The 17527-nt window shown below is 48.6% G+C and carries 30 protein-coding genes; 26 read left to right on the top strand and 4 right to left on the bottom strand.

Features of this window, described 5'->3' with window-relative positions:
- The first annotated feature begins 5 nt into the window (after positions 1-5).
- The 25 genes from rpsS to ACKU40_RS09555 all read left to right on the top strand — a co-directional run bounded on the left by rpsS (position 6) and on the right by ACKU40_RS09555 (position 12420).
- Positions 6-287, top strand: coding sequence for a 30S ribosomal protein S19 (gene rpsS / locus ACKU40_RS09675; RefSeq protein WP_015851071.1), 282 nt, complete (start codon positions 6-8; stop codon positions 285-287).
- A 13-nt stretch (positions 288-300) separates the two neighbouring features.
- Complete coding sequence (gene rplV / locus ACKU40_RS09670; protein ID WP_015851072.1) at positions 301-633, top strand: 50S ribosomal protein L22; 333 nt, start codon at positions 301-303, stop codon at positions 631-633.
- Positions 634-642: 9 nt separating this feature from the next.
- Positions 643-1284: a 30S ribosomal protein S3 gene (rpsC, locus tag ACKU40_RS09665; RefSeq protein ID WP_015851073.1), complete on the top strand. Its 642-nt coding sequence runs from the start codon at positions 643-645 to the stop codon at positions 1282-1284.
- Positions 1284-1697: a 50S ribosomal protein L16 gene (gene rplP, locus ACKU40_RS09660; protein WP_320176302.1), complete on the top strand. Its 414-nt coding sequence runs from the start codon at positions 1284-1286 to the stop codon at positions 1695-1697. The genes rpsC and rplP overlap by 1 nt, the downstream gene beginning before the upstream one ends.
- Position 1698: 1 nt before the next feature.
- Positions 1699-1893, top strand: coding sequence for a 50S ribosomal protein L29 (gene rpmC / locus ACKU40_RS09655; protein WP_320176301.1), 195 nt, complete (start codon positions 1699-1701; stop codon positions 1891-1893).
- Positions 1894-1896: 3 nt separating this feature from the next.
- Positions 1897-2163: a 30S ribosomal protein S17 gene (gene rpsQ, locus ACKU40_RS09650; protein WP_320176300.1), complete on the top strand. Its 267-nt coding sequence runs from the start codon at positions 1897-1899 to the stop codon at positions 2161-2163.
- Between the two features lie 11 nt (positions 2164-2174).
- Complete coding sequence (rplN, locus tag ACKU40_RS09645; protein ID WP_015851077.1) at positions 2175-2543, top strand: 50S ribosomal protein L14; 369 nt, start codon at positions 2175-2177, stop codon at positions 2541-2543.
- Positions 2544-2568: 25 nt separating this feature from the next.
- Entirely contained in the window at positions 2569-2886 is a 318-nt protein-coding gene (gene rplX, locus ACKU40_RS09640) for a 50S ribosomal protein L24 (RefSeq protein WP_015851078.1), read from the top strand.
- 9 nt (positions 2887-2895) lie between these two features.
- Positions 2896-3435 (top strand): 50S ribosomal protein L5, encoded by a 540-nt coding sequence (rplE, locus tag ACKU40_RS09635; RefSeq protein ID WP_320176299.1) that lies wholly within the window; start codon positions 2896-2898, stop codon positions 3433-3435.
- Positions 3436-3447: 12 nt separating this feature from the next.
- A complete protein-coding gene (locus tag ACKU40_RS09630; protein ID WP_015337847.1) occupies positions 3448-3633 on the top strand; it encodes a type Z 30S ribosomal protein S14 in 186 nt (61 codons plus the stop codon).
- Positions 3634-3648: 15 nt separating this feature from the next.
- Entirely contained in the window at positions 3649-4032 is a 384-nt protein-coding gene (rpsH, locus tag ACKU40_RS09625) for a 30S ribosomal protein S8 (RefSeq protein WP_320176298.1), read from the top strand.
- Positions 4033-4044: 12 nt separating this feature from the next.
- Positions 4045-4581, top strand: coding sequence for a 50S ribosomal protein L6 (gene rplF / locus ACKU40_RS09620; RefSeq protein WP_320176297.1), 537 nt, complete (start codon positions 4045-4047; stop codon positions 4579-4581).
- Between the two features lie 12 nt (positions 4582-4593).
- A complete protein-coding gene (rplR, locus tag ACKU40_RS09615; RefSeq protein ID WP_015851082.1) occupies positions 4594-4953 on the top strand; it encodes a 50S ribosomal protein L18 in 360 nt (119 codons plus the stop codon).
- Between the two features lie 16 nt (positions 4954-4969).
- A complete protein-coding gene (rpsE, locus tag ACKU40_RS09610; protein ID WP_015851083.1) occupies positions 4970-5461 on the top strand; it encodes a 30S ribosomal protein S5 in 492 nt (163 codons plus the stop codon).
- A 12-nt stretch (positions 5462-5473) separates the two neighbouring features.
- Positions 5474-5647: a 50S ribosomal protein L30 gene (gene rpmD, locus ACKU40_RS09605; RefSeq protein WP_320176296.1), complete on the top strand. Its 174-nt coding sequence runs from the start codon at positions 5474-5476 to the stop codon at positions 5645-5647.
- Positions 5644-6090, top strand: a complete 447-nt coding sequence (gene rplO / locus ACKU40_RS09600; protein ID WP_320176295.1) for a 50S ribosomal protein L15 — start codon at positions 5644-5646, stop codon at positions 6088-6090. The genes rpmD and rplO overlap by 4 nt, the downstream gene beginning before the upstream one ends.
- Before the next feature lie 3 nt (positions 6091-6093).
- Positions 6094-7404 (top strand): preprotein translocase subunit SecY, encoded by a 1311-nt coding sequence (gene secY / locus ACKU40_RS09595; RefSeq protein ID WP_320176294.1) that lies wholly within the window; start codon positions 6094-6096, stop codon positions 7402-7404.
- Between the two features lie 5 nt (positions 7405-7409).
- The gene (map, locus tag ACKU40_RS09590; RefSeq protein WP_320176293.1) at positions 7410-8177 is read left to right on the top strand and encodes a type I methionyl aminopeptidase; all 768 of its coding nucleotides are present in this window, start codon (positions 7410-7412) and stop codon (positions 8175-8177) included.
- Positions 8178-8366: 189 nt separating this feature from the next.
- On the top strand, positions 8367-8480 hold the full coding sequence (gene rpmJ / locus ACKU40_RS09585; protein WP_015851088.1) for a 50S ribosomal protein L36: 114 nt from the start codon (positions 8367-8369) through the stop codon (positions 8478-8480).
- A 12-nt stretch (positions 8481-8492) separates the two neighbouring features.
- Positions 8493-8864, top strand: a complete 372-nt coding sequence (gene rpsM / locus ACKU40_RS09580) for a 30S ribosomal protein S13 (protein ID WP_015851089.1) — start codon at positions 8493-8495, stop codon at positions 8862-8864.
- Between the two features lie 73 nt (positions 8865-8937).
- A complete protein-coding gene (rpsK, locus tag ACKU40_RS09575) occupies positions 8938-9327 on the top strand; it encodes a 30S ribosomal protein S11 (protein ID WP_015851090.1) in 390 nt (129 codons plus the stop codon).
- 19 nt (positions 9328-9346) lie between these two features.
- Complete coding sequence (rpsD, locus tag ACKU40_RS09570; protein ID WP_320176292.1) at positions 9347-9973, top strand: 30S ribosomal protein S4; 627 nt, start codon at positions 9347-9349, stop codon at positions 9971-9973.
- Positions 9974-9986: 13 nt separating this feature from the next.
- Complete coding sequence (locus ACKU40_RS09565; protein ID WP_320176291.1) at positions 9987-11027, top strand: DNA-directed RNA polymerase subunit alpha; 1041 nt, start codon at positions 9987-9989, stop codon at positions 11025-11027.
- Positions 11017-11442 carry a 50S ribosomal protein L17 gene (gene rplQ, locus ACKU40_RS09560; RefSeq protein ID WP_320176290.1) on the top strand — a complete coding sequence of 142 codons (426 nt, stop codon included), beginning with the start codon at positions 11017-11019 and terminating at the stop codon, positions 11440-11442. Before ACKU40_RS09565 ends, rplQ begins: the two co-directional genes overlap by 11 nt.
- Before the next feature lie 84 nt (positions 11443-11526).
- Positions 11527-12420: a selenium metabolism-associated LysR family transcriptional regulator gene (locus ACKU40_RS09555; protein WP_320176289.1), complete on the top strand. Its 894-nt coding sequence runs from the start codon at positions 11527-11529 to the stop codon at positions 12418-12420.
- A 69-nt stretch (positions 12421-12489) separates the two neighbouring features.
- Here the strand turns inward: ACKU40_RS09555 and ACKU40_RS09550 are convergent, their stop codons facing one another.
- The 3 genes from ACKU40_RS09550 to mqnE are packed head-to-tail and all read right to left on the bottom strand — an operon-like array spanning position 12490 to position 15497.
- Positions 12490-13314: a menaquinone biosynthesis protein gene (locus ACKU40_RS09550; RefSeq protein ID WP_320176288.1), complete on the bottom strand. Its 825-nt coding sequence runs from the start codon at positions 13312-13314 to the stop codon at positions 12490-12492.
- Positions 13307-14404, bottom strand: a complete 1098-nt coding sequence (mqnC, locus tag ACKU40_RS09545) for a cyclic dehypoxanthinyl futalosine synthase (RefSeq protein WP_320176287.1) — start codon at positions 14402-14404, stop codon at positions 13307-13309. Before mqnC ends, ACKU40_RS09550 begins: the two co-directional genes overlap by 8 nt.
- A 4-nt stretch (positions 14405-14408) precedes the next feature.
- Complete coding sequence (gene mqnE / locus ACKU40_RS09540; RefSeq protein ID WP_320176286.1) at positions 14409-15497, bottom strand: aminofutalosine synthase MqnE; 1089 nt, start codon at positions 15495-15497, stop codon at positions 14409-14411.
- A gap of 91 nt (positions 15498-15588) precedes the next feature.
- Here mqnE and ACKU40_RS09535 point away from each other — a divergent pair, with 91 nt between their 5' ends.
- Positions 15589-16437 (top strand): 1,4-dihydroxy-6-naphthoate synthase, encoded by an 849-nt coding sequence (locus ACKU40_RS09535; protein WP_320176285.1) that lies wholly within the window; start codon positions 15589-15591, stop codon positions 16435-16437.
- 62 nt (positions 16438-16499) lie between these two features.
- Here the strand turns inward: ACKU40_RS09535 and ACKU40_RS09530 are convergent, their stop codons facing one another.
- Complete coding sequence (locus ACKU40_RS09530; protein WP_320176284.1) at positions 16500-17387, bottom strand: DMT family transporter; 888 nt, start codon at positions 17385-17387, stop codon at positions 16500-16502.
- Positions 17388-17527: the final 140 nt, after the last annotated feature.

Raw genomic sequence — 17527 nt, 5'->3', positions numbered from 1 at the left:
CTGTAATGCCAAGATCACTGAAAAAAGGCCCGTTTATTGACGATCATCTGCTTAAAAAGGTCGTAAAAGCTCAGGAATCAGGTGACCGCAAGGTTATCCAGACCTGGTCCCGTCGCTCCACTATCATTCCTGAAATGGTAGGTTTGACCTTCGCAGTACATAATGGCCGTAAGTTTATTCCTGTATTCGTGACCGAAAACATGGTAGGACACAAGCTGGGCGAATTTTCCCCCACCCGTACCTACTACGGTCATGCTGCAGATAAGAAAAGCAAGGCCAAACGCTAGAAGGTGTTGAGCAATGGAAGCAAGAGCTATTGCAAAATATATGCGCATTTCTCCTAGGAAAGTGCGCTTGGTAGCGGAAAACATCAAGGGAAAGCCGGTTGAGGAAGCCCTCAACATCCTGAAGTTCACCCCCAAAAAGGGTGCTGAAATGCTCAGTAAAGTGCTTTACTCTGCAGTGGCTAACGCCGAGCAGATTCCCGGAGTGGATGTTGACTCTCTCTGCGTAGACATCGTCAAAGTTGACGAAGGTCCTACCTGGAAGAGAATTCAGCCCAGGGCTATGGGTCGTGCGTATCGCATTCGCAAGCGCACCAGCCATATAACCGTCGTAGTAAAAGAAATGTAGGGTAGTGTCATGGGTCAGAAAGTACATCCATACGGTTTCAGACTTGGATACACCAAGAACTGGCTTTCCAGATGGTTCTCCAGTAAGGACTATCCCGCTTTCGTCTACGAAGACGACAGCATTCGTAAATATGTAAAAGAGAAGATCTTCCACGCAGGCGTCTCCAAAATTGAGATCGAGCGTGCAGGCGGCAAAATCCGTCTGATCATCCACACTGCACGTCCCGGTATCATTATCGGCCGTAAAGGTGTTGAGATCGAAAAACTTCGTGAAGATCTTCGTAGAAAATTCAATAAAGAATTCGCTCTTGAAGTTAGCGAAATCCGCCGTCCCGAAACCGACGCGCAGCTCGTTGCTGAGAACATTGCTCAGCAGCTTGAGCGCCGTGTGGCTTTCCGCCGCGCTATGAAGCGCATTGTGGGCCTTGCTCGCAAGTTCGGCGCAGAGGGTATCAAAGTGGCTTGTGCCGGTCGTCTTGCCGGTGCTGAAATCGCACGTACTGAATGGTACCGCGATGGCCGTGTGCCCCTTCAGACTCTCAGAGCTGATATCGACTACGGTGTAGCACGTGCTAACACCACTTACGGTGTTATCGGCATCAAGGTCTGGATCTTCAAAGGTGAAATTCTCGACCACGAGGTGGAACAGTAATGCTATCACCTAAGAAAGTTAAATTCCGTAAGCGTCAGAAAGGTCGCCTGAAAGGTAAAGCTCAGCGCGGTTCCACTATCGCATTCGGCGATATCGCAATCAAGACTCTGGAACACGGAAAATTGAGCAACAACCAGATTGAAGCAGCTCGTGTCGCTATCATGCGTCACATCAAGCGTGGCGGTCAGGTATGGATCAGGGTTTTCCCCGACATGCCCATCACTGCTAAGCCTGCTGAAGTCAGACAGGGTAAAGGTAAAGGTTCCCCGGTCGGTTGGGTTGCTCCGGTTAAGCCCGGTCGCATCCTGTACGAAGTGAAGGGCGTTGACATTGAACTGGCCAGAGAAGCTCTGGTCCGTGCATCACACAAGCTTCCTGTTAAAACTACCATCGTAGTTAAGGAGGGATTGTAAAATGAAAGCCAAAGAACTTCGTGAACTCGATAACGCTGCTCTGAGTGAGAAGCTTGCTGAAGCTCGTCAGGAGCTTTTCAACCTTCGTTTCCAGCATGCTACTGCTCAGCTGGAAAACACCCAGAGACTGTCCGATGTTAAAAAAGACATCGCAAAGATCCTCACCGTGCAGCGCGAAAAGGAACTGGGAGCATAAGCCATGGCAGATCTTAATCTGAAAGGAAACAGGCGCGTGCTGACCGGCGTGGTTGTCTCTGACAAAGCTGACAAGACTATTGTTGTGCGTTGCGAGACCCTCGTTAAGCATTCCCTGTATAAAAAATACATCCGTCGCCACACCAAATTCATGGCACATGATCCGTCCAACGAGTGCGGTATCGGCGATAAGGTACAGATTGTTGAATTCCGCCCCCTTAGCCGGCGCAAAAGGTGGCATCTCGATAAAATTCTGGAAAAAGCAGTTTAGGGGTATTAGCTATGATTCAGGTAGAATCTAAACTTGACGTAGCAGATAACTCTGGTGCCAAAAAAGTATCTTGCATCAAGGTACTTGGTGGTTCCAAGAGACGCTACGCCAGTGTCGGAGACATTATTGTGGTTTCCGTTAAGGAAGCGATGCCCCATTCCAAAGTGAAGAAGGGCGCTGTGATGAAAGCTGTCGTTGTTCGTACCAAGAAAGAAATTGGTCGTCCTGACGGTTCTTACATCAAGTTCGACAATAACTCTGCCGTTCTTCTGAACAACTCCATGGACCCGGTAGGGACTCGTATTTTCGGTCCCGTAGCTAGAGAACTCAGAGGCGCAGGCTTCATGAAGATCGTTTCTCTGGCACCTGAGGTTCTGTAATCCTTATCACAAGAAGGTAAACGGCATGAACAAGATACATGTTGATGACAAAGTTATGGTCATCGCCGGCAAGGATAAGGGGAAGATCGGTAAGGTCCTCAAGATCAACCGCAAGAAGGACACTGTCCTTGTAGAGCAGGTTAATATGGTTTCCAGGCACACCAAGCCGAACCCTTATGCTAACCAGCCCGGCGGAATCGTTGAGAAAGAAGCCCCTGTTCACATCTCCAACATTCAGGTTGTGTGCCCCGCTTGCACAAAAGCAACCCGCGTTGGTGTACGTGAGACCGAAGACGGAAAGAACATCCGTTTTTGTAAAAAATGTAACGAAATCATCGACTAGGGTTTTGCGATGACACGTCTCGAAAAAATATATACGGACAAGGTCGCCCCGGCTCTTAATAAAGAGTTCGGGTACAAGAGCTCGATGGAGATTCCCGGTATCAAGGCAATCTCTCTTAACATCGGACTCGGTGAAGCAAGCCAGAACGCTAAGCTCATCGACGGTGCTGTTGAAGAACTGACCGCTATTGCCGGTCAGCGCGCAGTAGTCACCAGAGCGAAAAAGTCAATTGCAGCTTTTAAGCTGCGCGAAGGAATGCCTGTAGGTTCCCGTGTAACTCTTCGCAGAGATCTCATGTGGGACTTCTTGGACAAGCTCATTAGCTTTGCACTTCCTCGTGTACGCGACTTTCGCGGTATTCCTGACAAAGGCTTCGATGGACGCGGCAACTTCACCCTCGGAATCAAGGAACTGACTATCTTTCCTGAGATTCAGCTCGATCAGATCGAGGTAACTAAAGGGATGAACGTGACTATCGTCACCTCCGCTAAAACTGATAAAGAAGGCAAGATGCTCCTCGAGCTTCTTGGTATGCCCTTCAAGAAATAGGAGGATATCGTTTTGGCCAGGACAGCTTTAAAAGTTAAGGCGAAACGTAAGCCTAAGTTCAAAGTGCGCGAATATAACAGATGTCCCATCTGCGGTCGTCCTCGTGCATTCCTGCGCAAATACGGCATCTGCCGTATCTGCTTCAGGGAAAAGGCCCTTGCGGGTGAACTTCCCGGCGTGCGTAAAGCCAGCTGGTAATATAAGGAGTTTAAAATGCCTGTTGTCGATCCTATCGCCGATATGCTGACCCGCATTCGTAATGCTCACGGTGCTTACCATAAGACCGTGTCCATTCCCGGGTCCAAAATCAAAACAGCTATCGCCGGGATTCTCAAGGATGAAGGTTATATCTCTGACTTCACTGCTGAAGAAAATGAGATTAACGTCACCCTGAAGTATGTTGATGGAAAAGCCCTGATTAGCGGCATGAAGAAAATCAGCACACCCGGTCGTCGCGTGTTTGTAGGCGTTGAAGATATTCCCTCAGTCCTCAACGGACTTGGGATTTGCATACTTTCCACTTCAAAGGGCGTAGTTGACGGCGTTAAAGCGAAAGAGCTTAACGTCGGCGGCGAACTCTTGTGCGAAATCTGGTAGAGAGGTTTTATTATGTCCAGAATTGGAAAAAAACCTATTGATATACCTTCCGGAGTGGAAGTAACTGTTGGTGCTGAAGTGGTTTCCGTTAAGGGCCCCAAAGGCACCACCACCACCCCGGTACACCCTGCTGTGAGCTACGAAGTTGCTGATGGCAAGGTCGAGGTGAAGAGGTCTGGCGATTCCCGTCAGGAACGTGCTCAGCACGGCCTGCACCGTTCCCTGCTTGCCAACTGCGTCGAAGGAGTAACCAAAGGTTTCTCCAAGACCTTGGAAGTTGTAGGTGTTGGTTACAAAGTTAACGTACAGGGTAAAAACGTCGTTCTGAACGTCGGCTTTTCTCACCCCGTCAACTTTGAAATGCCTGCCGGTATCGAAGCAACCGCTGAAGGAACCACCAAGCTCACTCTGAGCGGTGTTGACAAACAGCTGGTTGGCGAAGTCGCCGCTCAGATTCGTCGTGTACGTCCGCCGGAGCCTTACAAAGGCAAAGGCATCAAGTACATTGATGAACAGATCAGACGTAAAGCCGGTAAGTCCGGTAAATAGTAGGGTATAGCCATGAAAATGACTAAAGAACAGGCAAGACAGCGTAAAAAGATTCGCATCCGCAAAAAAATCAGCGGTACTGCAGCTCGTCCGCGTCTTGTTGTATTCCGTTCAAATAAGCACATCTACGCTCAGCTCGTAGATGATCTGATTGGCAAAACCGTGACCGCATCATCTTCCAAAGCGCTCGCTAAAGATGGTGAAGCTCTTAAGCTCACCTGCGAGACCGCAGCTAAAGTCGGTAAGGACATTGCTGCCAAGGCTAAGGAACTGAAGATCGAAACAGTAGTTTTCGACCGCAGCGGTTATATCTATCACGGCAGGGTTAAGGCCCTGGCAGACGGCGCTCGTGAGGGTGGCCTGAAATTCTAAACTTATGGGAATATCCATGGAACAGAATGATCTGGGTCTGATTGAAAAAATCGTTTACCTCAACCGAGTCGCAAAAGTCGTGAAGGGCGGTAGAAGGTTTTCCTTCAGTGCCCTGGTTGTGGTAGGTGACGGTAAAGGTCAGGTCGGTTTCGGACTTGGTAAGGCTAACGAAGTACCTGAAGCTATTCGTAAAGCTTCAGAGAAAGCCCGTAAGGAAATGATCTCCGTCCCCCTGTTGGACGGTACCCTTCCTTATGAAGTCCTCGGCCGCTACGGTGCAGGACGCGTAATGCTCAAGCCCGCATCAAAGGGTACCGGTATCATTGCCGGTGGTCCCGTGCGTGCGGTACTTGAAGTTGTAGGCGTACACGATATCCTTACTAAGGCTATCGGCACCAACAACCCGCATAACGTCCTTCGCGCGACTATCGCCGGACTTGCTTCCCTGCGCAGCGCTGATGAAGTTGGTCAGCTCCGCGGGAAGAAAGTTGTGACTCCCAGAAAGTAGGAGGACATAGTTATGCTTAAGGTAAAACTCGTTCGCAGCATGATTGGCTGCAATCCCAAACAGCGTGCTACTATCAAGGCGTTGGGACTGCGTAAGATCAGGCAGGAAAAGAGCTTTGAAGATAATCCTATCGTAAGAGGGATGATCAAAAAAGTTGAGCACCTTGTGGAGGTAACTGAATCATGAGGCTGCACGAAATATATCCGTTCCAAGAGGAACGTAAAAATCGCAAGCGCGTAGGTCGCGGTGGCGGATCCGGCTGGGGTGGAACCTCCGGTAAGGGTCACAAGGGTCAGAACGCCCGCTCCGGCGGCGGTGTCCCCGCCTGGTTTGAAGGTGGTCAGATGCCTCTGGCTCGCCGTCTGCCTAAGCGCGGTTTCAAGAATCCTTTCCGCGAAGAGTACGTAGCTCTTAACGTTGGTATGATTCTTGGTGCCTTCGAAGGCAAAACTGAAATCTCCCTCGAAGACATTTACGAAAGAGGACTTTGCAAAAAAGGTTCTCTCGTGAAAGTTCTCGGCATGGGTGAAGTAAGTGCTGCTGTTACCATCGAAGCACACCGCTTCAGCGCATCTGCGACTGAAAAGATCACAAAGGCAGGTGGTACTGCCAAAGCCCTGGAAGGATAACACGTGGCATTGTCTGGAGTTGATAATCTTTCCCGACTGCCGGAACTGAAGAAAAAGCTCTTCTGGACTTTTCTTCTTCTGGCTGTCTACCGGATCGGGATTCACATCCCGGTCCCGGGCGTAGACAGCTCAGCATTGGCCGATTTTTTTGAGAGTGTTTCTAACACTCTCTTCGGCCTTTTTGACATGTTCTCAGGCGGCGGGTTGCGTAACTTGTCCATATTCGCGTTAGGGATCATGCCCTATATCTCCGCGTCTATTATCGTTCAACTTCTAGGTGTGGTTAGTCCCACCATTAAACGCCTTCAGGAAGAAGGGGCTCAGGGACGCAAGAAGATTACCCAGTACACCAGATACGGCACTGTTCTGATTACATTAGTTCAGGGTTTTGGTATCGCAGTCGGATTGGAGAGTATGACCAGTCCAACCGGTGCTCCTGTTGTACTGCATGCAGGATGGGCCTTTAGAGGCATCACCATTCTGACTCTGACAGCAGGTACTGTATTCCTGATGTGGCTCGGTGAGCAAATGACCGAGAAAGGCATCGGAAACGGTATCTCAATGATCATTTTTGCCGGTATTGTTGCAGGCCTTCCGGCCGCTATCTTCAATACTGTCAGACTGATGCAGGCTGGAGAAATTACTCTCTTCCTGCTCTTGTTTGTTTTGGCATTTATGGTCGCCATTCTCGCTTTTATCGTTTATATGGAGCGCGGACAGCGCAGGATTCCAATACATTATGCTAAGCGCATGATGGGACGTAAAATGATGGGCGGTCAGACTACACATCTGCCGCTGCGAATCAACACCGCCGGTGTTATTCCCCCCATTTTTGCTTCTTCTATCCTGATGTTCCCCGCGACCTTGGCCAGTTTTTCCAATAACGAGATTCTGTCCAAGTTCTCTGCGTACTTTGCTCCATCTTCCGTAGTATATAACGTAGTATACATCGCCCTGATTATCTTCTTTTGCTACTTCTACACTGCGATCATGTTTGATCCCAAAGGAATTGCAGAGAATATTCAGAAGCAGGGTGGTTTTATCCCCGGTATCCGTCCTGGTAACAGAACTCGCGAATACATTGATCGCATTCTGACCAGGATCACTCTCTGGGGATCTCTGTACGTTGCAGCTATCTGCGTACTGCCTATGATTCTTATCGCTCAGTTCAACGTGCCTTTCTACTTCGGTGGAACCGCACTGCTCATCGTTGTCGGTGTTGCAATGGACTTTATGGGTAAAATTGAATCTTACATGATATCCCGTCAGTATGAAGGGCTCATGGGTAAGGGCAGCAAAGTTAAGGGCAGGTAATTGCTTTGAAAAAGTACAGAGGTATCTACCTCAAGAATGACAAGGAGATTGGCCTCATGCGTGAGGCCAATCGTCTTGTTTCTACTATTTTAGATATGCTGGGTGAAGCCATCAAGCCAGGTATTACTACCATGAGTCTTGAAGAAATCGCCTGCAAGGCCTGCGAAGATTTCGGCGTTAAACCGGCCTTCAAAGGTTATCACGGGTTTCCATTTGCCCTGTGCTGCTCCGTGAACGAGGAAATTGTTCACGGATTTCCTTCTGAGAAGAGAATTCTTGAAGAGGGAGATATTGTCAGCATCGATATGGGTGTTATTTATCAGGGGTTTTACGGTGACTCTGCCCGTACTTATCCGGTCGGCAATATTGTCGATTCTACCCGCAAACTTCTTGATGTAACTCGTGAATCTCTCATGTTGGGTATCAAGCAGGCATTGCCGGGCAACAGTCTTTATGATATTTCCCGGGCAGTTCAGGAATATGCTGAAGGAGCAGGGTTCGGAGTTGTGCGCCGTTTTGTGGGGCATGGCATCGGACGCAACCTTCATGAAAAACCTGAAGTACCCAACTTTGTACCCTCGGGTCTTCCCGGTGTGCAACTCAGAACGGGAATGGTAATCGCCATCGAACCGATGGTGACAGAAGGTTCTCATGACATTGAGATTCTCGATGACAAGTGGACCGCTGTGACCAAGGACAGGAAGCTGTCCGCCCATTTTGAACACACCATTGCCATTACTGCAGACGGGCCTCAGATTCTGAGCCTCTCTTAATTTTTTTTAAAGTACTCTATAGGGGTTGATTTTTCTAAAATCATTCTGTAGAGTACACGTCTTGAATTTCGCGGCAACGAAAGACTGGCATGGTACAGTTACCCTTTAGCCGGGTAGCTAGGCATTAGGCCCACAATCGGCTAGCTCCCGATTGTTGAAACTGTTTAACTGCATTATTTGGAGACGGTCATGAAAGTAAGACCATCTGTTAAGAAGATTTGTCCCAAATGCAAAGTAATCAGACGCAAGGGTGTTCTGAGGGTTATTTGTGACAACCCCAGACACAAACAGCGTCAAGGATAGAGAGGTATAACTGTGGCTCGTATCGCTGGAGTAGACCTTCCGAAAAATAAGCGTTTGGATATTGCACTGACTTACATCTACGGCGTAGGTCGGACTACCGCTCTCAAGATTCTTGATACTGTTGGTATCGACTGGACACTCAAAACTGATGATCTCAGTGGCGAGCAGGTGAACACCATCCGTAAGGAACTTGAAGATAATTACAAAGTTGAAGGTGACCTTCGCCGTGATCAGATTGCTGACATCAAGCGTCTGATGGATATCGGCTGTTACCGTGGACTGCGTCACCGTCGCGGACTGCCCGTGCGTGGACAGAGCTCAAAGACCAACGCAAGAACTCGCAAAGGTCCCCGTCGCTCTGTAATGAGCAGGAAGAAGAAATAATATAATCCGCAGTTGTCAGACCATGTAACGGTCCCACGTGCTGCTGATATAAATTCATTCTGGAGAGAATGGTATGGCTAGACCTCGCCGTTCCGGCAAGAAAAAAGAGAAGAAGAATGTTCCCGTGGGCATCGCTCACGTTAAAGCAACATTCAACAATACCATCATCACCTTCACTGACCTGAAGGGTAACGTGATCAGCTGGGCTACTTCCGGTGCATCTGGTTTCAAGGGATCTAGGAAATCTACTCCCTTTGCTGCACAGGTTGCTGCTGAAACCGCTGCAAGGAAAGCTCAGGATCAGGGTATGCGTACCGTTGGTATTTTCGTCAAAGGCCCCGGCTCCGGTCGTGAAGCAGCAATGCGCGCTATCGGTAACGTCGGTATGAAGGTTAACTTCATTCGCGATATAACACCCATCCCGCACAACGGCTGTCGTCCGCCGAAACGTCGCAGGGTCTAATTTCGAAGGAGTAATAACCTTGGCCAGATATACAAAAGCAAAGTGCAGACTGTGTCGTCGTGAAGGCGAAAAGCTTTTCATCAAAGGCGACCGCTGCTTTACTGATAAGTGCTCTTATGAGCGTCGTCCTTATGCTCCCGGTATTGCCGGTCGCATGAGAAAGAAAATGAGCGACTACGCAATTCAGCTTCGTGAGAAGCAGAAAGTTCGTCGTATGTACGGTGTCCTCGAAGGCCAGTTCCGCAGCTACTTCAAGCGCGCAGACGGCATGAAAGGTGTAACCGGTGCAAACCTGCTCATGCTTCTTGAGACCCGCCTTGACAATACTGTTTACCGTCTTGGTTTTGCCAACTCCCGCGCGCAGGCTCGCCAGCTCGTGAAACACGGCATCTTCACCAAAAACGGCAGACGTGTTAATGTTCCTTCCATGCATGTAAAACCCGGTGATGTTATCGAGGTTCGTGAAGAATCCCGTAAAATCCCCGTAATTGCAGAAGCACAGGAAGTTATTGCCCGTCGCGGCTGCCCCGAGTGGCTTGAATCTGACGGTGCTAATTTCAAAGGTGAAGTGAAAGCGATGCCGACTAGGGAAGATATCCAGTTCCCTATCAACGAACAGCTGATTGTCGAGCTGTACTCCAAATAAGAAGGATTAGTGCATGCTTATTCAAGACGGTGACAAACTCATCAACACCCGCAACTGGGCCGAGCTGGTTAAGCCGGAACAGCTTGTGCGTGACCCCAAGTCTAACGAGCTTTATGGTAAGTTCATTTGTGAACCCCTTGAGCGCGGATTTGGAACAACCATCGGGAACTCTCTCCGTAGAGTTCTGCTCTCTTCAATGCAGGGAGCTGCCGCGGTTGCTGTAAAGATCGAAGGAGTTCAGCACGAATTCACCACTATTGAAGGTGTGATGGAAGATGTGACTGAGATTGTTCTGAACATCAAGCAGATCAGATTCGCAATGACTACAGATGAACCCCAGTTTCTTACCCTTCGGGTTAACAAGCAGGGTGTCGTCACCGCAGCTGATATTCAGGAAAACCAGAACGTCAAAGTCCTCAATCCTGAGCAGATTATTGCGACTCTGTCTGAGAAAATGGACATGGAAATGACTTTCGAGATCCGCATGGGTAAGGGCTACGTGCCTGCTGACATGCACGAAGGTCTTGTCAATGAAATCGGTCATATCATTCTTGACTCCAGCTTTTCTCCCATCCGTAAGGTAGCTTACAGTGTGGAGCAGGCTCGTGTCGGACAGATGACCAACTACGACAAGCTTATTCTCGAAGTTTATACCGATGGTTCCGTTACCCCTGAGGATGCTATTGCGTACAGTGCAAAGATCCTCAAGGATCAGCTCTCCGTATTCATCAACTTTGATGAAATGGGATCCGAGCAGGAAGAGTCCAAAGAAAGCGACCTCGATCTCAACCCGAATCTGTTCAAGAGCATCGACGAACTCGAACTCTCCGTTCGTGCAACTAACTGCCTCAAGGCTGCCAACATTCGCATTGTTGGTGAACTTGTGCAGCGCACTGAGCAGACTATGCTTAAAACCAAGAATTTTGGACGTAAGTCTCTCGACGAAATCCGCCGTGTTCTTGATAGCATGGAACTTAAGTTCGGTATGGTCCTCGAGGATTTCGATAAAAAGCATCAGGAATGGCTGAAGAGGAAAGAGAAAAATGAGGCATAAAAAGTCCGGAAGAAAGTTCAACAGAAGTTCTTCTCATAGGAAGGCCATGCTGAAAAACATGGTTCGCTCTCTGTTGACCTACGAGCATATCCGTACCACCGAGCCTAAAGCAAAGGAACTGAGAAGCTCTTGCGAAAAGCTGATCACCCTTGCTCTCCGCAACGACCTTCACTCTCGTCGTCTTGCTTACAAGACCCTTGAGAACCACGGTCTTGTAAAAAGGCTTTTCGATGAAATCGGCCCCCGCTACGAAGGCGGCGGTGGTGGTTACACCCGCATTATCAAGCTCGCTGAACCCCGTAAAGGTGACTGCGCTCCCATGTGCATCATCGAGCTTACCAAACGTGCTGAAGCTCCTGTTAAAGAAGCTGCGGCAACCACTGAAGCTCCCGCTGAGGAAGCTCAGGAAGCATAAATCAATGCTTATCCAAAGGGGCGGAAACTTTTCCGCCCCTTTTTTTTATAAATACTTATAGATATTTTCGATACGAGAAATTACATGGACTTACGTCGACTCGAAGCCTTTTGCAAGGTCTATGAATTAAAGAGTTTTTCCAAGGCAGGTAAAGAGCTTTTCCTTTCTCAGCCAACCATCAGCGCCCATATCTCCACTTTGGAAGAAGAGCTAGGGGTTCCTCTTTTCGACCGTCTGGGCAGGTCTATCATGGCCACTCAGGCTGGGGAGGTGCTTTATCGCAACGCTAAAGATATTTACAGTTTGATCGGAAAAGCACAGTCAGAAATTAACATCTTGCGTGATAAAGTTGTCGGTGATTTGGAAATTGGCGGTAGTACTATTCCGTCTCACTACCTTCTGCCCGAGATTCTGTACAATTACTGCAAAAAATATCCCGACGTTAGTGTGCATCTTTCTGTAGGGGACACAGCAGAAATACTTGAAAAGGTCCGTACCGGTAAATTGATAATCGGTGTTGTGGGGGCTACCGCGGATGTTCCCAATATAGAATTCGTTCCCATTATGCGCGATGAGCTGGTTATAGTCGCTCCTCCGGTATTGGTCCGCAATTACGATGTCATTGATGACATCCAGCATCTTGCTGAACTTCCGTGGGTCATGCGTGAAGGTGGATCAGGTACACGCAAAGCACTTGAAGCCGGGCTGTCCGAAATGGGCACAAGTGTTCGTGAACTTAATGTCACTGTCTGGGTTGAATCCACTCAGGCTGTTGTGCAGTGTGTGAGGGCGGGCCTCGGTGTCAGTGTTACTTCGCGGCTTGCGGCTCAACCGCTTATTGATTCCGGTGAGCTTGTGCATATCAGCGATCTTCCGCTTAATCTTGAAAGAAGTTTTTATCTCGCTCACCTTCAGGGCAGGGAGTTTTTTCCTGCGGTTCGTTATTTTATTGAGCATGTTAAAAATATATCCAAGTAGAAGCAGGATATCAAAAAAGGCCGGATACGCATAAAGCATATCCGGCCTTTTTGTTTGCAGTCCGGTGAACTAAATATCAATAAATTCGAGGTCTGGAATATGGTCTATCTGACCGGTCTTTTGTAAATATTTAGAAAAAACCTTCAGTCCTTCAATTTCAGTTTTGCCTAGATCATAGACGAGACCGTCGTAGTATGAGCGGCTCTCCTCAAGATTGAGCATAGTTTTATCGGCGGTCATTTGGCATATCCTTTCAATATTAGCCTGACCCCATTTTTTAGCTCGTATTAAATCGCGCACAGCCTGCTTTACATCTTCACGATGGGCAGCATCGCGACGTACAGTCCAGATGCCGAATATGAAGGGCAGGCCGGTCCAACGTATCCATTCTTCTCCAAGATCAAATATGTAAGGATACTCTTCATGTTTGCGCAGGTTCAAAGCCTCGTCTCCAATACAAAGAATAGCTTCAGGCTTATCTCCGGATTCGAGCCGTGCTGTTGCGTTACCTGTTTCGTAGGTTGCATTGAGAGGAATGTACTCTGAAAGCAGAATTTTGAGCAGCGCAGCAGAAGTATGGGTCTGGGCGCTGACCAGCACGTCGCACCCTTTGAGCTGTTCAAGCGGCTTACGGCTGATCATTATTACGGATTGGACCGGACCACGGCTGCCGATAGCCAGGTCCGGCAGCAGCAGATATTGTTCAGCATGGCGCAGGTATTCAATGCTGGAGTTGGACGCAATATGCATCAACCCTTCGGCCATCATCGTGTTCAATTGTGCAGGAGGACCGTAAACAAATTCAAAGTCATTAGCGATCAACCCTGATTCGAGGGGATAATAGATCGGCAGAACGTTCAAATAAGAAATGCGTCCTACTTTAACTTTATCCATTAGCGTTCTCCGCAAGGGTGTAATCCATGAGACGTTGTTTGGGTACGAATCCGGCTTTTCTGATCAGGTTATGGATTTCCGCTTCAGAGAGCCTGAAGCTTACGCCTGCGGCTTTAACAACGTTTTCTTCAATCATGGTAGAGCCGAAGTCATTCCCGCCGTAGAAGAGCGCTAACTGCGATATTTTCGGACCCATGGTAACCCACGAGACCTGCACGTTGTCGAAGTTGTCGAGCACAATGCGGGAAACAGCGAGCATGCGCAGATATTCAACGCTGGTCATTTTGCGTGCTTTGGGAATGTTGGTGTTATCCGGCTGGAAAGTCCAGGGGATAAAGGCAGTGAATCCACCGGTGCGATCCTGTACCTCCCGCAATGCGAAAAGATGTTTGATACGGTCTACGGGCTGTTCTTCATGGCCGAACATCATGGTAGCAGTGGTTCGAAGGCCCAAATTATGGGCGGTTTCCATTACTTCCAGCCATTTAGCGGTGCTGCATTTATTGGGAGCAATTTTGCTGCGGATTTCATCCACAAGAATTTCAGCTCCACCACCGGGGATGGAAGCCAGTCCTGCCTTGATCAGTCTTTCCAGCACTTCCTTGATGGAAATTCCGTTCAGCTCACTCCAGTAGACAACTTCCGGCGGAGAAAAAGCATGAATATGGACAGGATAATTATCTTTAATAAAGGCCAGCATCTCTTCATAAAAAGAGAGAGGCAGATCCGGGTGATGTCCGCCCTGCATGAGAATCTGGGTACCACCGAGTTCGATAGTTTCCTGAATTTTCTGACCAAGTTCTTCCCTGCTGATTATGAAACCGCCATCTTTACCAGGAGCAACATAAAATGCGCAAAAGCGGCAGCCGCAATCACAGATATTGGAGTAGTTGATATTGCGGTCGATTACATAAGTAACGTTCGGTGCAGGATGTTTTTTCATCCTGATGGAATGGGCAAGGCTGCCCAGATCAAAAAGGTCAGCCTTCTCCATTAAGGTAACGGCTTCATCAAAATTTATACGTTCCCCGGCTTCAACTTTCTTTCCGATTTCCAGAACTTCAGCGGGGCTTTGAGTTAAATTTGTCATATTATTAAACCTCATTAAAAGCCGCATCGCGTTCAACTGGAGTGAACCCGCAACCGACAATCATTTCTTCCAATTCAGTGCGGCTCAAGCCTTGTTCAGACTCAGCTCCGGCCATATGTCCGATTTTTTCTTCGACGACAGTACCATCGAAATCATCCGCGCCGAAATGGAGTGCTGCCTGAGCCTGCTTAACTCCGAGCATTACCCAGTAGGCTTTGATGTGCGGGATGTTATCGAGCATGAGTCGACTGACAGCAATATTGCGAAGTTCATCAACGCCGGTAAGCGGATTGTCGATCTTGAGCTTGCTGTTCTCGGTCAGGAAGGGGAGAGGAATCAGGCAATTGAACCCGCCGGAGATATCCTGCTGACGGCGTAACTGGTCCAGATGGTCGACGCGGTCTGCATAGGACTCTACATGACCGTAAAGCATGGTGCAGTTTGTGGTATAGCCGAGTTCATGGGCTTCACCGTGGATACGCAGCCATTCCTTGCCGGGAAGTTTTTCAGGGCAGATTTTTGCGCGTACTTCAGGATTGAAAATTTCAGCACCGCCGCCGGTGAGCATCTCAGAACCGGCAGCTTTCAGCCGTTTGAGAACTTCAACGGTGGAGATTTCTTCTGCTTTGGCAAGATGATCGATCTCCACAGCAGTGAATGCTTTTATCGCAGCCTGAGGGAGAAGTTTTTTGATTTCAACGAAAGTCTCTTCGAAGAATGAAAGCGGAATATCGTGATGGCAACCGCCGACTACGTGAACTTCACGGGGGGGGATCGGTGCATTTGCAAGCTTTTCGAGAATTTCTTCTCTGCTTAGTTTGAAAGAACCGTCCTCTTCGGGTTTACGGGCATAAGCGCAGAAGAGGCAACCGTTCACACAGATATTGGTGTAATTGATGTGGCGGTTAATCACGTAAAAGGTCTTGTTGCCGTGAAGTTGGCGTCTGCGGATGGAGGCCAGTGCTCCCAGCGCATTAAGATCAGGACAGTTGAAGAGGGTAAGCCCGTCATCGGCGGAAATCCTTTCTCCGGCAAGCACTTTGTCGAGGATCGAGCCGAGTCCGGCGTTTTGGAAGTAATTTTTTGAGATCATTTATATTCACCTTTGTTCAGCCGTAAATAAAAGTCGCTTCCAGCCATGTCAACACTGGATTTCCGGCTCTTAAAAATATAAAACCTTGTCCATGAGCAAAATATTGAAATTGGGCTATTCGCCCTGTCCGAACGATACATTTATTTTTCATGCCCTCGCCAGCGGGGCTGTCAGCATAGACCCTTTCAAATTGGACGTCACCCTTGCTGATGTGGAGGAACTCAATTCCATGGCCCGTTCAGGGCAGATGGATATCTGTAAGGTTTCCGTCCATGCCGCCGCACATATTATGGATGATTATATCCTGCTGCGCGCCGGAGGAGCCATGGGCCGTGGTGTCGGGCCGTTGCTGCTTACCGGAGCACCTTGCACCATAGCGGACCTTGATGGCAAGCGTATTGCTATACCGGGGCGTAATACCACTGCAAATTTGCTTTTCAGCCTCATGTGCCGCGAAGCAGGAATCAAAGTGGATCTGGTGGAAATGGTTTTTGATCAGGTAATGCCTGCCATCAAAAATGGCGAAGTAGATGCCGGGGTGGTCATTCACGAAGGCCGTTTCACCTACGAAGCGCTGGGCTTATCCAGACTTGCCGATCTCGGCCAGTGGTGGGAGGATTTCTCCGGTCTGCCCATTCCGCTCGGTTCCATTGCAATCAAGCGTTCTCTGGGCGCTGAAACCGCATCTTTCGTCAATGCTGCTATCCGCAAATCCCTGACTCTTTCTTATGTGGATGAAGAAGCCGCATGGCCTTACATCAAAGAACATGCACAGGAAATGGACGACGAGGTCATTCATCAGCACATCAAGACTTTCGTGACTGATTATTCCGATGATGTCGGTCAGGAAGGAGAGCAGGCTGTCGCTAGACTGCTGCAGGAAGCAGCGCGAATGGATGGTATTGAATTGCCTGATCTGCCTGTTTTTATTGATATGTAATTAAATCAAATAATAGCTCTAAACAAAATCGCAATATCTTTCGAGATATTGCGATTTTAATTTTATCCGCTTTTTTTGTCCTGACTTAAAATGACTCCTCCCATTACCAGTGCCGCAGCTACGAACTGCATGGAGGTGAATGTTTCATCGAGAATCAGCCAGCCGAGGAACAGGGTGAACACCGGGATAAGGTTGACATATGCGGTTGTCTGGTTGGCGGGAAGCTTGGACATACCGAAGTTGTACAGCCCGTATGCACCGATGGTGATGCAGATTCCAAGATAGATAATGCTGCCTGCTGCCAGTGGATCAAATACAGTGGGAATGTCGGTTGAAGGCAGCGCCAAGAGCGGCAGATAGAAAATTGCACCCATGAATGCCTGAAATGCAGTCAGAAACAGGGTGGAGTAGTGGGCAGTCATTTTCTTGAGTACGGTCATGTAGCCCACCGCACAACACATAGCCAAAAATTCAAAGAAGTTTCCAAGTATTGGATTGGGGGCACTTTCCGTTGATTCTGAAGAGAGGGAAAGCCAGATTCCGCCGCATACGGCAAGTGCAAAGCCGATTAGAGTCCTGCGGCTGAGTTCTTCATTGAGTATAAAGCGGGCGGCAACTGCCATGAGCAACGGCAGAGTTGCGCAGATCATTCCGGCCTGTGATGCCGAAGTCATGGTCAGGGCCTGACTCTCGAAAACAAAATACATACAAGGTTCGCAAAAGGCCATGAAGACCAGCAACTTGAGGTCTCCCTTGCGGATTGGCTGCTTCTTGAAATTGGGAATGAAAAACAGGAAGCAGATAGAGGCCAGCATCATTCGGCCGAAGATTACAAAAGTGGGGTCATATACCGCCATGGCAATCTTGAGCGCGATGAAGGAGCTGGACCAGAGTAGTACTGCTGTTAGCAGGGCCACGACTGCAATATGCGGGGATTGGAGAAAGGACATTTAGACCCTCACGGGATAGATTTTATCGATAGGAAACATGGAATAGAAGTTGTTATTTGCTTTGTCAATATAGCGTTTTGAGCGGAAACATTTAAATTCGGCTGTAAAATGAGAAAAACCCCGCAGGCCGGAGCTTGCGG

It is taken from the genome of Maridesulfovibrio sp. (assembly GCF_963666665.1).
In the GTDB taxonomy this organism is placed as follows: domain Bacteria; phylum Desulfobacterota; class Desulfovibrionia; order Desulfovibrionales; family Desulfovibrionaceae; genus Maridesulfovibrio.
The sequence above is the reverse complement of the archived record's forward strand: the minus strand, read 5'-3'. Positions and strand labels throughout refer to the sequence as shown.

What these genes read in the sequence shown, in the direction of transcription:
- rplN (WP_015851077.1), top strand. Translation starts at nt 2,175, where the DNA reads ATGATTCAGGTAGAATCTAAACTTGACGTAGCAGATAACTCTGGTGCC.
- rplO (WP_320176295.1), top strand. Translation starts at nt 5,644, where the DNA reads ATGAGGCTGCACGAAATATATCCGTTCCAAGAGGAACGTAAAAATCGC.
- rplQ (WP_320176290.1), top strand. Translation starts at nt 11,017, where the DNA reads ATGAGGCATAAAAAGTCCGGAAGAAAGTTCAACAGAAGTTCTTCTCAT.
- ACKU40_RS09555 (WP_320176289.1), top strand. Translation starts at nt 11,527, where the DNA reads ATGGACTTACGTCGACTCGAAGCCTTTTGCAAGGTCTATGAATTAAAG.
- rplX (WP_015851078.1), top strand. Translation starts at nt 2,569, where the DNA reads ATGAACAAGATACATGTTGATGACAAAGTTATGGTCATCGCCGGCAAG.
- rpsK (WP_015851090.1), top strand. Translation starts at nt 8,938, where the DNA reads ATGGCTAGACCTCGCCGTTCCGGCAAGAAAAAAGAGAAGAAGAATGTT.
- mqnC (WP_320176287.1), bottom strand. Translation starts at nt 14,404, where the DNA reads ATGACAAATTTAACTCAAAGCCCCGCTGAAGTTCTGGAAATCGGAAAG.
- ACKU40_RS09530 (WP_320176284.1), bottom strand. Translation starts at nt 17,387, where the DNA reads ATGTCCTTTCTCCAATCCCCGCATATTGCAGTCGTGGCCCTGCTAACA.
- rpmJ (WP_015851088.1), top strand. Translation starts at nt 8,367, where the DNA reads ATGAAAGTAAGACCATCTGTTAAGAAGATTTGTCCCAAATGCAAAGTA.
- rpmC (WP_320176301.1), top strand. Translation starts at nt 1,699, where the DNA reads ATGAAAGCCAAAGAACTTCGTGAACTCGATAACGCTGCTCTGAGTGAG.
- rplV (WP_015851072.1), top strand. Translation starts at nt 301, where the DNA reads ATGGAAGCAAGAGCTATTGCAAAATATATGCGCATTTCTCCTAGGAAA.
- ACKU40_RS09535 (WP_320176285.1), top strand. Translation starts at nt 15,589, where the DNA reads ATGAGCAAAATATTGAAATTGGGCTATTCGCCCTGTCCGAACGATACA.
- mqnE (WP_320176286.1), bottom strand. Translation starts at nt 15,497, where the DNA reads ATGATCTCAAAAAATTACTTCCAAAACGCCGGACTCGGCTCGATCCTC.
- rplF (WP_320176297.1), top strand. Translation starts at nt 4,045, where the DNA reads ATGTCCAGAATTGGAAAAAAACCTATTGATATACCTTCCGGAGTGGAA.
- rpsE (WP_015851083.1), top strand. Translation starts at nt 4,970, where the DNA reads ATGGAACAGAATGATCTGGGTCTGATTGAAAAAATCGTTTACCTCAAC.
- rplE (WP_320176299.1), top strand. Translation starts at nt 2,896, where the DNA reads ATGACACGTCTCGAAAAAATATATACGGACAAGGTCGCCCCGGCTCTT.
- rpsQ (WP_320176300.1), top strand. Translation starts at nt 1,897, where the DNA reads ATGGCAGATCTTAATCTGAAAGGAAACAGGCGCGTGCTGACCGGCGTG.
- rpsH (WP_320176298.1), top strand. Translation starts at nt 3,649, where the DNA reads ATGCCTGTTGTCGATCCTATCGCCGATATGCTGACCCGCATTCGTAAT.
- ACKU40_RS09565 (WP_320176291.1), top strand. Translation starts at nt 9,987, where the DNA reads ATGCTTATTCAAGACGGTGACAAACTCATCAACACCCGCAACTGGGCC.
- rplP (WP_320176302.1), top strand. Translation starts at nt 1,284, where the DNA reads ATGCTATCACCTAAGAAAGTTAAATTCCGTAAGCGTCAGAAAGGTCGC.
- ACKU40_RS09550 (WP_320176288.1), bottom strand. Translation starts at nt 13,314, where the DNA reads ATGGATAAAGTTAAAGTAGGACGCATTTCTTATTTGAACGTTCTGCCG.
- rplR (WP_015851082.1), top strand. Translation starts at nt 4,594, where the DNA reads ATGAAAATGACTAAAGAACAGGCAAGACAGCGTAAAAAGATTCGCATC.
- rpsC (WP_015851073.1), top strand. Translation starts at nt 643, where the DNA reads ATGGGTCAGAAAGTACATCCATACGGTTTCAGACTTGGATACACCAAG.
- rpsS (WP_015851071.1), top strand. Translation starts at nt 6, where the DNA reads ATGCCAAGATCACTGAAAAAAGGCCCGTTTATTGACGATCATCTGCTT.
- rpmD (WP_320176296.1), top strand. Translation starts at nt 5,474, where the DNA reads ATGCTTAAGGTAAAACTCGTTCGCAGCATGATTGGCTGCAATCCCAAA.